Origin of the sequence: Methanococcus voltae PS, assembly GCF_024807035.1 — an archaeon.
In the GTDB taxonomy this organism is placed as follows: domain Archaea; phylum AGJL01; class Methanococci; order Methanococcales; family Methanococcaceae; genus Methanococcus; species Methanococcus voltae.
Map to the genome: position 1 here is coordinate 598,065 of NZ_JANUCQ010000001.1, position 15,357 is coordinate 613,421.

Consider the following 15,357-nt stretch of genomic DNA (forward strand, 5'->3'; position numbering starts at 1 on the left):
TTCAGAATTGTAATCGATATATACAATATAAATTGACTTATAATTGAATAATCTCTAGATTAATTTATTCAATAGTTAACTACATTATATTAACAATTCCAATAATGCAATGTAAAGCAATTACGAGGTAGAAAGCTTAAAAAACTACTATATAACGTTTTTGATATGAACTGAACTGATACCTATTTATATTTATACTTACATATGTGAGGATAGTACCCCACAAGACCACAAGACCACAAATGAATAAATTGTGAAGGGTAATGTTGAACGAAGAAACTGTTCAAAGATTCAGTATCAGATAATTTGTTCAAATATTTAATACCTAAATATTGAATATTGAATATAAAATATATCTAATATAGAAAATAATGTTAAAATGTTAATTAATTGTTAAATAACTATCAAATATTTAATTAAATATTAAAGAAATATTAGAAAGATATTAAAATAGTTATTATTTGAACTAAAGATAATATTATTATATTTGGAGGTAATATTATGGTTGACATGAACCCGCCTGACAAAATGGTTGACATTGCAGGAAATGCAGGACAAACCAAAGGTAATTTATCAATGGACCAACTTCTTTTAAGAGGTATCATGGGTGGAGCTTACATCGCTATGGGTGGTGGACTTGCTACTGTTGTAGGTACTGGTATCGGTGCAGCAATGGGTGCAGGATTCGGTAAATTCATGGCTGCAGCTGTGTTCCCTGTGGGTTTGGTTTTAATTATTATAACCGGTATGGAATTAGTTACAGGAGACATGATGCTCTTACCAGTTGCTATGTTCCAAAAGAAAACATCATTCTCAAAATTGATGAAAGTATGGATTTATGTTTATATTGGTAACCTTATTGGTTCATTATTATATGCTTTCTTAATGGCATATGGGCCATTACAATCATTCGACAAATCAACAGGTGCTGCCACAGTTAACGCATTCGGTCAGAGCGCTATCGCAACCGCTGAAGCTAAGGTTTTACCTTACATGGCTGCAGGCGGTATGGGCTGGTTAGCAGCATTACTTAAAGGTATTGGTTGTAACTGGTTAGTTAACTTAGCTGTTATTGGTTCAATGGCTGCTACAAGTATCCTCGGTAAAGTTATTATGATATGGTTCCCGATTATGGCCTTCGTTGCTACAGGATTTGAGCACTGTGTGGCTAACATGTACTTCATACCTGCTGGTATGATGTTAGGAGCTGGTGTTACAGTAGCTGACTGGTGGATTTGGAATATTATTCCAGTAACTATCGGTAACATATTAGGTGCAGTTATCTTTGTAGCTATGGTTTACCACTACGCATACAGCAAAAAAATTTAATTTATTAAATAATTTAAAATTTATTAATATATCCCCAAATATTAATAAATTATCAATTTAGTAAATTAATACCTTATTAATACCTTATTTATTATTTATTAGATAATAAACGTAGATAATAATTTTAAACTAATGCACATTTGTTTAAATCAAAAACTAAATAATTACAGTATTTAATTAGTAAATCTAAACATATATTCCAATAAAACAATATTCCCAAAATATTCCCAAATTAAAGTATATTCTCGATATATCTCAAAGATTTTACGACGAACTGTATAATCTGTTTAAATTTACATTTTATGTAAAAGTGTAACAATCCAATCAATATGAATTTGTTAATTTGTATTTAATCACTAATATTAAATGACAATCAAACAATCATAAAATATAGTAATAGCATAATGCGCCAAATTTAAATTATATTTAAATTAATAATTAATGCTAACTAAATTATTAATTAAATTATTAATTTTAAAACCTAAGGTGAAACTATGAATATAAAAACGGGATTAAGCTTTAAAGAGATATTATATCACGCTAAAACTACACCCTCAGCCACAGCTTCTTTAATAATATGGACGGCATTTTCTGTGTGGGCAACCATACAGTCCAATAATCCTTGGTTATTCGTAGTATGTATTCCATTCATCTTGGGTTTAACATTAATTCCTCTAAAAGTTTCTAAAATGAATAGAAATTTGTCAAACGATTTACTGCCACAATATATCGGTTCGACAAAAGAATATAAAATTTCAGAAATTACTAAGGACAAAGTAAATGAAAAAGTTAAGTTGGTTGGAACCCTGGATAAAGTTATCTATGGGGTATCTGCAAAGCCAACCATACGATTAAAAGATAATTCCGGTGAAATATACGCCAATTTAATAGCCCCCATCCCCGAAGATATTAAAAAAGGCGACATCGTTGAATTATATGGCGTTGTAGCCAAACATTATTATTTATTTGGGTTCATAGGTATTCCAAAATTGTGGAAGCCTAAAATATACGGTATCGGATTAATTAAGCCATAATCCTTGCCAATAAGCCACAATGGCCTAAGTAAATATTTAATTCTAACATTTAAAGTCTAACAATTTAATTATACGTTTAATATTCATTAAGCTATAATTAAACCCTATTATCACTGCTTTTTGCAGAATTATATTAAGCATTAAATTAACCTCTCTAATATATAGTTTAAACAAAATATCATAATTTTAGAACATATTTATATTTTCAATTTTTTCAAGTTTTTATTGTTATTAAACAATTCTATATACAAATGAGTAGTAAAGGTGAAATTATCGGAGCAGAAGCCAGACCAAAAAAGAAATTAGCAGTAGTAACTTGTATGGATACAAGACTTGTAAACTTTTTAAATGAAAAAATGGGTCTCGAAAGAGGCGATGCAAAAGTTATCAAAAATGCCGGAAATATCATAACAGAAGACGCTTTAAGGTCTTTAGTAGTTGCTATATACTGCTTAGGTGCTGAAAAGATAGCCATAGTTGGCCATACTGACTGTGGAATGGCAGGGGCAGACACTGCAGAAATAAAGAAAGAAATGATAAGAAGAGGCGCAAATCCATACTTTACAACAGACTTCGATGCTTGGATAGGTAAAATGGATGATGAAGAAGAAAACGTTAAAAGAGGTGTGGAGTTAGTTAAAAACCACCCTGCAATCCCTAAAGACGTAGAAGTTGAAGGTCTTATCATAGACATCGTTACTGGAGAAATTACAAAATTAGTATAATTGCAAAACTTACTTAATTAAATAATTAAATAATTAAATAATTAAAGTAATTAAAGTAATTAAAGTAATTTTACACTAAATATGCCTAATTGTAAGAACTTAAAAAGAGCTTTGTAAGAACTTAATACAAATACATTAATTTTTTGTGAAAATGTAATCAAAATTAATAACTAAATGACCATTAAGTAGTTTAATTTATAAATAAACAAATAATATTTGAACAACTAGCGAATTACAATTAATTTATTAATAAATTAATCAAAAGATTGAATTATTTGAATATTTTTAAAAAATAACTGTAAATTATGGAAAAATACTTAAAAAACACAGAAAGATTTTAATACAATGAGTATAGTACCTTACACGATTGTAAAATAGAATCTAAAAACTAAAAAATAAAGATTTTCAAATGAATTTATGTTAGTTTTGAAATCTGGATGATGCAGTATAAACGACTCGTTATGCTTGCGGACACCTTTTAAAATTAACATGGAGTCAGTAAATTTTACTAAATAAGCCGTCAATTTGGGTTGAATCTCCGAGATTTAAGTTTAAATTGCATAGTCTATATTAAATGTCTAAATTAACAACATATCCGAGCCTAACGACGTGTATGTTAATCACCTAGATATCCGAATATATTCAAAAATTTAGTAAATTCAAAGGATTTATGAAGTATTTCCTAAATAATCTAAATAACTTAAGTTACATGGAATAACCTGAAACTCTGTGTAATACGATAAGTCAATAAATACAAAAAAATATTGAATATTTCAAAATACAACTCTAAATTAACTCTAATATATACACATTTAAAAATAAAAAATTTCAAATACGTTTCAAATACAAAATTGAAATTAATACGTTTCAAGCATTATATAGTATATGACAATCTTTGCGAGTCGGATATAAATTACAATCTTTGTAACTTATATCTTATGCTCGTATTTTGTTTTATATTAAAATGCAGATACAATTCTATTGCTAATTTATTTGTATTTATGATTTTATCATAAAATTTCATCACTAAATATTACATTAGATTTAGCTTATATTGATAATAATATACATTAATTAAAATTTAAAAATATACTGAATATTACATTATATTACATTATAACTAATTATTTATCAAATTTATCAATTTATCATGAAGATGTTAGCGGTGGCATCTTTATTTACAAGTAAATACAATACATATACTGCATACAATATTTACACATGAATTAACATCATACATATATACTTTAAAAATATTCAACAAATGATTTAATACGGTGATATTATGACAGGTCTAAAATTTGTCCATACGGTCTGTCCTTATTGTGGTACTGGTTGTGGTATCGACTTAGTTGTTAGAGACGACAAAGTAGTTGGTACAAACCCATTCAAAAGGCACCCTGTAAACGAAGGTAAAACTTGCATTAAAGGAGCATACTGCCACGAATTTGTGCACAGAGAAGACAGACTTAACAGCCCATTAATTAGAAAAAACGGCGAATTAGTTAAGGCTTCCTGGGACGAGGCAATCGACTTTATAGTAAGCAAATTAAAAACTTACGGAAAAGATGAAGTAGGATTTTTCTCATCTGCAAGATGTACAAACGAAGACAACTATGTTTTCCAGAAATTCGCAAGAGCAGTTATGAAAACGAATAACGTAGACCACTGTGCGAGGTTGTGACACTCTGCTACTGTTGCAGGATTAGGCCAAGCATTTGGTTCAGGAGCTATGACAAATTCGATACTTGATATAGAAGAAGCAGATTGCATTCTTATCATTGGTTCGAATACATTTGAACAACACCCTTTAATTGCAAGAAGAATTATCAAGGCAAAAGAAAACGGTACAAAAGTTATCGTTATCGACCCAAGATACACACACACAGCAAAACAAGCTGACAAGTACTTGCAGTTAGTTCCAGGTTCAAATACCGCTATGTTAAACGGTATTATGCACGTAATTATTAAGGAAAACCTCATCGACGAGGAATTTATCAAAAACAGAACTAAAAATTACGAAGAACTTAAGAAAACAGTTGAAAAATATACGCCTGAATACGTTTCAAAAATAACACACGTACCTGCAGAAGATATTGAAGAAGTTGCAAGAATGTACGCAAGTGCAAACGCTGCTTCCTTATTGTACTGTATGGGTATAACTCAATTCATACATGGAGTTAACAACGTAAAATCATGCTGTAACCTTGCAATGATTACCGGAAACATGGGAAGACCAGGAACTGGTGTTAATCCATTGAGAGGTCAAAACAACGTTCAAGGTGCTTGTGACATGGGTGCATTACCTAACGTATACCCAGGTTACCAAAATGTAACAGCAACACAGGAAAAATTCCAAGAAGCTTGGAAAACTGATTTAGACCCTAACCCAGGTTTCGCAATTCCTGATATGCTTGATGAAGCAGGTAAAAAAATCAAATGTTTATATGTTATGGGAGAAAACCCAATGGTTTCAGACCCTGACTTAAACCACGTAAAACACGCTTTAGGTGATTTAGACCTCTTAATCGTTCAAGACTTATTCTTAACTGAAACTGCACAAATTGCAGATGTAGTTTTACCAGGTGTTTCTTGGGCTGAAAAAGACGGTACATTCTCAAACACTGAAAGAAGAGTTCAGAGAGTACACAAAGCTGTAGAACCATTAGAAGGTGCTATGGTAGATTGGGAAATCGTTAAATTAATCGGAGAAAAGATGGGACACCCTGAATTGTTCGAATTTAACACACCTGAAGAAGTATTCAACGAAATTACTTCAGTAACTCCTCAGTACGCAGGTATGACTTACGATAGACTTGGTGTAGATGGATTACACTGGCCATGCAAAACCCCTGAAGACCCAGGAACTCCAATATTACACAAGGAAAAATTCTTAACCGCTGACGGTTTAGGAGTTATGTTCCCTATTGAATATGGAGACCCTGCAGAGTTGCCAGACGCTGAATACCCAATGATTTTAACAACTGGAAGGGTTATATTCCACTACCACACCGGTACAATGACCAGAAGAAGTAAACACTTAGATGAAGAGCTTTCAGAAGGTTTCATTGAGATACACCCTGAAGATGCTAAGGAAATGGGTATTAAGGATAAACAGTCAGTTAAAGCAACCACTAGAAGGGGCGAAGTTGTAGTTAAGGCAAGAATCACACCTAACATCAAGAGAGGCGTTGTATTTATGCCATTCCACTTCGCAGAAGCTGCGGCAAACACTTTAACTAATCCTGCACAAGACCCTAACTGTAAGATACCAGAGTACAAGGTATGTGCTGTAAAGATTGAAAAAGCTTAATTAAGCTTAAATTACGATATAAGTTGATTAAATTGAAATAAAATGCTAATTAGTAATTATTATTTTAAATTTAATTCACTTACTTATTTAATTTAACTTAATTTACTTAATTTAAAATTACTTATTAAACACGTTGCTAATTCTTATCTAAACCTATTAACTTAGATTAAAATTTGAATAAAAGCATAAAATATTGTAAAATATTGTAAAATATTCCAATATTCTAAATATTCCAATATTATAAAGTATTATAAAAGTATAAAACGGTGGAATTATGGGCGATATGTACTATGTTCAAGCTTCCGACCCTGAAATATTAAGTAAGGGAGAGTGTGGTGGCGCAGTAACAGCCTTATTTAAATATCTATTAGATAGTAAACTCGTAGATGGCGTATTAACACTCAAAAAAGGTCAAGACGTTTACGATGCAATCCCTACATACGTTACAAATTCAGAAGACCTCTTAAAAACAGCTGGTTCATTGCACTGTGCCCCTACTATGTGGGGAGGCATAATTAAAGAACACTTAAAAGGTCAAAAAATAGCTGTCCCTGTAAAACCTTGTGACATGAAAGCAATCGTTGAATTAGCTAAAAGAGCACAAATAGACCTTGATAACGTATACATGATAGGTTTAAACTGTGGTGGTACAGTACCTCCTCAAACAGCTCTTGAAATGATTAAATTATTCTATGAAGTAGACCCATTCGATGTAGTTAAGGAAGAAATCGATAAAGGTAAGTTTATTATAGAATTAAAAGACGGAACTCATAAAGCTATCAAAATGCACGACTTAGAGCACGACGGTTACGGTAGAAGAGATAACTGCCAAAGATGTGACGTGAAAGTGCCAAGAAAAGCAGATGTAGCATGTGGTAACTGGGGAGTTATCGGTGAAGATGCTGGAAAGTGGACTTTTGTTGAAGTAAACACCGAAAAAGGTCAAAAATTAATAAAAGACGCTGAAAAAGAAGGCTTCATTAAAACCAAAGCTCCAAATCCAAAAGGTATTGAAATCAGAGACAAAGTCGAAAAGACTATGTTAAAAATGAGTGAAAGTGGTAAAACATCTCAATTAGAAACTGATTACCCTGATTTATCAGAATGGGACGAATACTTTAACAGATGTATCAAATGTTACGGCTGTAGAGATGCTTGTCCAGTATGTTTCTGTGTAGAATGTGCAATACCTGACTTTACAACAAAAGGACAGATACCACCAGAACCTTTAATGTTCCACGGTGTAAGAATGGCACACATGGCGTACAGCTGTGTAAACTGCGGTCAGTGTACGGATGTTTGTCCTATGGAAATCCCAGTAGCTAAGATATTCCACAAAGTTCAGGAAAGAACAAGAAAAGAATCCGGATACCAAGCAGGTGTTGACGATACAATGCCTCCTTTAATGGATTCACCTTGTGGTGGACAACACTAAAATAAACAATTAAATTAAACAATTAAATATATGTAAAATAATTTAAATATAAATAAAATAAGATATAATACTAAATCTAATAATATTTATTTAATTTCTTTTTTTTGTTGAATTATTTGAAAATTTATAGAAGTTCTAAAAGTTCTAAAAGTTCTAAAAAATAAAAATTGTACGAATATTTTACATGGTGTTATTATTAACAATACATTAAACTCAAAAAACTTAAAATAAAAAAAGTAAGATTATTTTTTTTTATTAATTTGTATTTTATGTCAATATTATTCAAATTTATTCAAATTTATCTTTATTTAACTTAGTTATGAATGGATTTTCCTCGTCGTCAATTCCAAAAGTATTAGAGAAGATTGGTAATATAACATGGAAAGTACTTCCCTTACCAAGTTCACTCTCAACCCAAATGATACCTTCGTGAGCTTCTACAATACTTTTACATACTGCGAGACCCAATCCAGAGCCACCTTTAGGTCTTTTTGATGAAGAATCAACCTGATAGAACCTATCGAATATCTTTTCAAGGTCTTTTTCAGGAATACCTGCACCGTGGTCTGTTACAACCAAGTGAATGTTTCCTTCATCTTCATAAGCACCAATATATATTTCTCCATTTGTAGGGTTAAATTTAATGGCATTTTCAACTAAATTTGTTATTACTTGCATTAATCTATCTTTGTCACCGTACAAACTTAGATTTTGCAATTTTTTATCCAATCTTATATTTTTTTCATCAAATAATGGTTTTAAATTTTCTACAACTTCATTAACTGCAGTTTTTATATTCATTAATTCTTTTTGCATTTGAAGTTCGCCACGCTCTATTTTCGATAAATCAAGCATACTTTCTATTAGCCTTCTTAATCTATCGATGTTATCATTCGCAATAGACAAACATTTTCTTTGAGATTCGTTAACTTCTCCCATAGTACCGTCGAGTACCAATTCTACATATCCTTTAACTGATGTAAGTGGCGTTCTTAATTCATGGGATGCAATTGCAATTAAATCAGATTTCAAATTATCCAATTCTTTTAATTCATCATATGATTTACTTAATTCTTCAGCATGTTTTTGTAATTTCGTATGAGATATACTTATTTCATCGGACATCTTGTTGAATATCTTAGAAAGTTCCCCAAATTCGTCAAGGCTATCGACTGGAACTTTAGTGCCATAGCGTCCCTCACTAAAGTTTTGAGCTGCTTCTTTTAAGTTTTCCATTGGCTTTATTATGCTTTTACTTAACATAATTGAAACAATTAAAGCAATTATTAAACCTAAGAATGCAATAACAACTGTTTGAACTTTAATGTTACTATTTAGGGCTTCATAAGGTGCCACAGGCGTTCCCACGAATAACATACCTATAACATCGCCTTTAAAGTTCTTTATTGGGTCGTATGCAGTGAAATACCATTCATTAACAACAAAAGCCTTACCGTAGTAAGTTTCTCCACTAAGTAATGTTTTTTTGTAAACATCTTCTGAAACAATTGTACCGATAGCTCTTTTATCTTCACTATCTTTAACATTGGTGGATATCCTTATATCATTTAAGAATATTGTGGTAGCTTCTCCAGATACTTCTTTTGCTTTATCTACTAACTTATTGTCTTTGTTTATTATATCTACAACAATTATTGAACCTATGAATCTACCGTCTTTGTAAACAGGTTGTGCAGAAACCAAACCCATTGCTTTATGGAGATATTTATCAGAATTTTCAATTCCAGATAATTGAATAATACTTTCATTGTAAATATTCTGACCTTTAAGAATTTGTTCGCCAATTAATTCAATACATTTATGTCCTTCTTTTTTAAATTCCGCATCCATTAAGTATTTAAAGTCTCCAACTCCTGTATCATTACTATTCGAACCGCCTATCGAATTTCCTTCTGCGTCACAAATCAGTACGAAATCCGAATTCGTCGATTTCTTAATAGACGTCGCTAGCTCATAAATACGTTTTTCATCTTTGGAGTAAATTATGGATTTTGTCAAATTTGAATTTTTAGAATAATAAACTACAGCATCCATTTCACTTAATCTACTATTCAGTATGTTTTCGGCCACTTTTAGGTCACTATTAATTTTGTTTTGCGAGTGCTCTTGCATGGTATTGCTAATCGTACCATTTGATATAACACTTAACAATATTATAGGGATAATTGCAACAATGGTAGCGTATATTAATAGTTTAGTGCCAAATCTCTTAAATAATGGAACTTTTTTCATAAAATCCTCTCCATTTAGAATATGACTACATGGCTATACTATGGTATGTGCTAATTTTATTGTACTAACTTAAATTCATATATTATATTATTTTATATTATTTTATATTGATTAAATATCTAATTAATTTAAATAACTTTAATAATTTAATTTTATTTTTATTTAGTTTTATTTAGTTTTAATAACAACTTATCTATTTACTAAGCTATTCTATATAATATTAGTTATTTATCTAATTATATGATAATTATGATGTATGTCTTATGTTATTGCATTTAACGATTAATTCACTTGGTAAATCGCTATTACCATGAATTATCATATTCATTTACTTTCTCAACTAACGCCTGCTTATCAAATGGTTTTATTAAGTAATCTACGTTTTTTTCCTGAGCTATCTTAATATTATTACATTGTGCATTTGCAGTAAACACAATGACAGGAATTTTTCCATATTTTCCACGTGATACTTCTAAAAATTCCCAACCATTCATTTCAGGCATCATAATATCTAATATTATCAAGTCAGGGATTCCGTTTTCTAACTCTTCAATTGCGAGCTGTCCGCTTGAAACAGCTTTTACTTCATGACCTTCGATTTCAAGTATTAATTTTACTAAATTTAAAATATCTTCTTCATCTTCAACAACAAGTATTTTCATATTAACACCCATTAAGTAATATCATACATTAAAATATAGTAATTATTAGTATGTTATTGTTATTTGAGGGATTTATGTTAATTAAATTTTAACAATAGTATATATGTGTTTAGTATATATTCTTATAATACTTATTATTTATCAAATTGTCCCATTAATAAATATATAATATTGTAGTTATTAACATTACAAATGTTATCAATAGATTAAATAATATACATATATAATTATAATATAAATATAATACATACTGTGTTAAATTAAATAATATGTTTAATATATTAGAGTAACACATATATGTATATTATAATTATAATGTGGTAAATTCTTAAAAATTAATTTAAAAGTGTTAAATGTAAATATGCAAAATATAATAAATATTTAGATATTTAGAATTTGCAAAATTTCTAAAGTTTCTAAAGTTTCTAAAGTTTGTAAAATGTGTTAAAAATTATTTAAAATATATCAACTAAATTACTAAATAAAAAATTATTAAATATTATCGTGGTGCTATTGTGCAATTTATACAGTATGGATTTGGAACCTCCGAAGATACTAATCCACTTAAAGCAGGGGCTCACGCAACTTCAGATGCACTGAAAAATATGGAAAAACATTCTGAAAGTCCAACTATCGCCTTTTTGTATTCTTCACCGGAGTATAATCCCGAAGAAGTTTTAAATGGGGTAAGGTTGGTTTTGGATACAAATACGCCAATTGTAGGTAGTAGCTCTAATTTTCAAATTGTAAGCAATAATGTTGTTTCAAACGGCGTTTCAGTAGGTATTATAAGTTCTAAATATATTAGTGTGGGCATAGGTGTGGATTTAGGTGCAAGTGTAAATCCAAAAGAAGCGGGAAGAAATGCAGTTCGTGACGCAATAGATAATTTGGGAATGTCCCCTAAATTGATATATGTGTTAATGGATTTTTGCAAGTCTGAAGAAAAAGTTATGGAAAGTATTATCGAAGAAGTAGGGTATACCATACCAATTTTTGGGGGTATCTCTTCCGATAATTTAGAATTTAATAGGATGTATCAGTATTGTAACGATTCATATTTCGATAGTATTGTCTGTGTAGCCTTTGGGGGCGATTTAATCCCTAAAATGTCATATGGTCGATATAAGAATATGGAAGATACGAAGGAAAACTCTCAATTCAATACAGCTACTGATAATACGGATAATAACGCCGTAGAAAAACTTCAAGTTGAAGATATATGCTATTTAAGAGATAAGCTCATAATAACGGAAAATACCAAAAGAAAAATTATGAAAATAAATGGTAAAAATGCGGTAGACCAATATAAGGACTTAATTGGTTACGAAAAATCGGTAAATGAGTTAAAAAAGGATAAAAAATCTTATTTATCTAATCCATTAGGTATGGTAGCCAATAATGAAGAGATTTATTTAAAAGGTCCGGTAAATCTTCTTGATGACCATATGACTACTGCATCTTATATCCGTAATCACCAAGAGTTAAAACACGTAAGAATTGATGAAACAAAAGTAAACGAGTTGTTTAATCAAAATATAGATATTTTAGAGAATTCTCCCCCATACTATAATAAACCAGCAATTACATTTTGTAATGTATCGGCAATGTTAATGGAAACCAACACTGATTTATTGAAAGATAAATTGGAAAATTACCAACTTGGTGATTTACTCGGACTTACAACATACGGAGAAATCATATTTGGCGATATACGGAATTATGACATTGCAATGTGCGGTATTTGCCCAGACCTAGTTAGCATAAGCGCAAAAGAGGGTATACACATGATAACAAAACACCCTGCAACTAGAGAAACGCTTATTAAAATAGATGAGCTAGGTGGTTCTGTTAAAGTTGAAGAATTGGCAAAAGCATTGGGCATTCATAGACGTTCTGCTTATGATAGGGTAGACCCAATATTAAAGCACGGTTTCGCAGAAAAAGAGAACGCTTTAATTCAAATAACCGAATTTGGTAAAATATTACTTAAATTTGGATTAATATTTAAAAAAGACCATTAATATCTAAATAAAATAAATAAAATAAATAAAATACTTAAATTTTTAATATTATTTTTCAATAAAATACTCAAAAATAATTTAAAAATAAAAAATTAAAAAGAAAATATTTAATTAAAGAATATTGTTATTGTTATTGTTATTGTTATTATTCAATTTCGTCAATTTCTTTTGAAACTTCTTCAAATAATGAGAAATCGTATAATTTTTCTCTAATTTCATCTTCTGTTAATCCTTTTAATTCGTTTTGCATCATACCTTGTTCGTCCATAACTTGAACAAATTGGGGGCCAAATACTTTTAATTTATCTACTTTTTCAGCAAATTTAATATTTGGAATTGATAATTCTTCTACTTCTAAAGGAGTACCTAATTGAGCAGAACAAGCGTTTACTGCTAATTTAGGGTTTTTATTGATTTCTTTGTTTCCAGCCAACATTAATTTAGTCATTGCTTTAACTACATCTCTGTTGTTTGCGATTGCATCGTCTGAAGCCACTAAAACACAGCATGAGTGACCTACCCAAGCTCCTTCAGGTGGTAATTCTGCACTGTATGCAATAGGTTTTGCAATATCATTTATTTTTAAGATTTCAGGTGTAGGTTCCCAAGCAATTACTGCGTCTAAATCTCCTTTTTCAAGTAATTTAGACATTGAACCTTGTCCTTTACAGTTCATTAAGTAAACCATAGCGCTTTTATCGTCAGCATTTTCCGTGTATGTGATGTTTTCATAATCTAAAGCTGATTTTATCATAACATATTGGATTGAAACCGGTAACGGGTGACCAATAGCTACTTGTTTGCCCGCCTTATTCTGAGCTTTAACCCAAGCTACAAATTCATCCCAGTCATTAGCTGGAATATCGTTTCTTATAACAACTGCAGAACCTTCTTCGTTGATTCCAGCTACAATTTTAGCTTTTGTACCACTATCTACTGAAAATACAACAGGAGGAACGCCATTAATACCCATATGGAGTTGGCCTTGTGACAATAATGTCATAATTTGAGCTCCACCCTGGGTGATAAGTACTGATTCAACATTTGCTATTTTTTTATCATTTTCATATAATTCATAGTTATTTTTACCGTCTACGTTTTTCAAGTAAACGCCATATTTTTCTTTGAATAAATCAGGATTTTCTGTTGCTACGTGTAATGGTGCATCGTGGTCAGATGGTAAGTGTCCTAATTTAATTGTTGGAACTTCTCCATCTTCTGAAGGAGTGCTTACGCATCCAGAGAATGCCAATACAAGTATACAACCTAATACTAGGATAATTTTTTTAATAAAAAACACCTCGGTGTATAATCTGTAATAAACTGGTTATTTTTGAACTTATTAATTAAAATAATGTCCTTTGTAGTTTGTAGTTTGTATTTTTAATTCGAATGTTAATTTGCATGTATTTATTCAGTTTTTTACGACATATACCTTTTAATTACTACTATATGTATCTTACGAAACAATTTTTAAAAATTAACACAATAAGACAAATTATTATATAGTTACGGAGTATGAAATTGTCTTTTAATAAAAAAATTATTTTGAAGTACTCCTTGTTGAAATTAAGCCTTATTAATAAAATAAATGTCTAAGGAATAATGCAGATTCAAGAATTTTACAAAGCTTTATATATCTTAAAAAAAATAGAATCTACTAAATCAACTAAATTTTAATAAATTATTCAAGTCACTTGAATAACAATATATTTGGTGTGAAAATGAAAAAAAGAAATATTACAGAATTTCAAATACTTTCTGAAATCGTAAGAAAGCAACCCCATATAAAACAAAAAGAAATTGCCGAAGTTTTAGGCATAACTGTTCAAGGAGTTTCTGAACACGTTAGAAGCTTGGCAAAAAACGGATTTATCAAATCTAGAGGTAGGGGAGAATACGTAATTACAGATATGGGTATGGAACACCTTAAATTGTGGATTGGGGATTTTAAAGACTATCTTTCGGAAGTAAACCAGAATTTATACAGATATAAGGACACTTGGCCTGCAATAGCAAACGAAGATGTAAAAAAAGGGGATAAAGTATATCTTTACATGCACAAGGGTTTAATGTACATATCTAAAACAAATGTCACAGAAGCATCCGCTATTGTTTACGAAGATGGTAAAAAAGGCGACGATATATCAATACACGAGCTTGATGGCTACGTGGACGTTAGAAAAGGAAAAGTAATAGTTTTAAAAGTACCTCCAAAGGTAAAAGGTGGTACAAGTGCGGTAAATACAGAATTTGTCTTAAAAATATTGGAAGAGAATCCTGACGCAGTTATAGCAATGATGGGGACTGTTAGTGCCGTATTACTAAATAAATTAGACATAAAGCCCGATATAAGATTTGGCGTATCAAGTGGCATTACAAACGCTTGTAAACGAGGTTGTGACGTTATCGCATTCGTAACAGGAAAAATGACTGAAAATGTTTTAAATGAAATCGATAAAAACAAAATAAGTTACACAATTTTAGACGCGGAATTAGAATTTAATGATTAATTAAAAAAATAAATTAAGGAATTAATAAATTAAGGAATTAAAAAACTTAAAAGAATTAAATAATTATTA

General features: G+C 30.4%; 10 protein-coding genes. 7 read left to right on the forward strand and 3 right to left on the reverse strand.

Annotated elements, in window-relative coordinates:
* Positions 1–501: 501 nt before the first annotated feature.
* The 5 genes from M2325_RS02810 to M2325_RS02830 all read left to right on the forward strand — a co-directional run bounded on the left by M2325_RS02810 (position 502) and on the right by M2325_RS02830 (position 7,836).
* Complete coding sequence (locus M2325_RS02810) at positions 502–1,329, forward strand: formate/nitrite transporter family protein (RefSeq protein WP_209590616.1); 828 nt, start codon at positions 502–504, stop codon at positions 1,327–1,329.
* A 494-nt stretch (positions 1,330–1,823) separates the two neighbouring features.
* Positions 1,824–2,363: a hypothetical protein gene (locus M2325_RS02815; RefSeq protein ID WP_259050742.1), complete on the forward strand. Its 540-nt coding sequence runs from the start codon at positions 1,824–1,826 to the stop codon at positions 2,361–2,363.
* A 251-nt stretch (positions 2,364–2,614) separates the two neighbouring features.
* Positions 2,615–3,088 carry a beta-class carbonic anhydrase gene (locus tag M2325_RS02820; protein WP_374759662.1) on the forward strand — a complete coding sequence of 158 codons (474 nt, stop codon included), beginning with the start codon at positions 2,615–2,617 and terminating at the stop codon, positions 3,086–3,088.
* Positions 3,089–4,373: 1,285 nt separating this feature from the next.
* A complete protein-coding gene (gene fdhF / locus M2325_RS02825) occupies positions 4,374–6,401 on the forward strand; it encodes a formate dehydrogenase subunit alpha (protein ID WP_259050745.1) in 2,028 nt (675 codons plus the stop codon).
* Positions 6,402–6,675: 274 nt separating this feature from the next.
* Positions 6,676–7,836 (forward strand): Coenzyme F420 hydrogenase/dehydrogenase, beta subunit C-terminal domain, encoded by a 1,161-nt coding sequence (locus tag M2325_RS02830; RefSeq protein WP_209590619.1) that lies wholly within the window; start codon positions 6,676–6,678, stop codon positions 7,834–7,836.
* 288 nt (positions 7,837–8,124) lie between these two features.
* Here M2325_RS02830 and M2325_RS02835 read toward each other — a convergent pair whose 3' ends face one another.
* Together M2325_RS02835 and M2325_RS02840 are read right to left on the reverse strand one after the other, a co-directional pair.
* Complete coding sequence (locus M2325_RS02835) at positions 8,125–10,089, reverse strand: cache domain-containing protein (protein ID WP_209590620.1); 1,965 nt, start codon at positions 10,087–10,089, stop codon at positions 8,125–8,127.
* A 305-nt stretch (positions 10,090–10,394) separates the two neighbouring features.
* A complete protein-coding gene (locus M2325_RS02840; RefSeq protein WP_209590621.1) occupies positions 10,395–10,751 on the reverse strand; it encodes a response regulator in 357 nt (118 codons plus the stop codon).
* 515 nt (positions 10,752–11,266) lie between these two features.
* On the opposite strand from M2325_RS02840, the gene M2325_RS02845 reads away from it, so the two are divergent.
* Positions 11,267–12,775 carry an FIST signal transduction protein gene (locus M2325_RS02845; protein ID WP_259050747.1) on the forward strand — a complete coding sequence of 503 codons (1,509 nt, stop codon included), beginning with the start codon at positions 11,267–11,269 and terminating at the stop codon, positions 12,773–12,775.
* Between the two features lie 145 nt (positions 12,776–12,920).
* Here M2325_RS02845 and M2325_RS02850 read toward each other — a convergent pair whose 3' ends face one another.
* Positions 12,921–14,027 (reverse strand): ABC transporter substrate-binding protein, encoded by a 1,107-nt coding sequence (locus tag M2325_RS02850; protein ID WP_259050749.1) that lies wholly within the window; start codon positions 14,025–14,027, stop codon positions 12,921–12,923.
* A 472-nt stretch (positions 14,028–14,499) separates the two neighbouring features.
* Between M2325_RS02850 and M2325_RS02855 the strand changes: the two genes are divergently transcribed.
* Entirely contained in the window at positions 14,500–15,288 is a 789-nt protein-coding gene (locus M2325_RS02855; RefSeq protein WP_209590624.1) for a DUF7839 domain-containing protein, read from the forward strand.
* Positions 15,289–15,357: the final 69 nt, after the last annotated feature.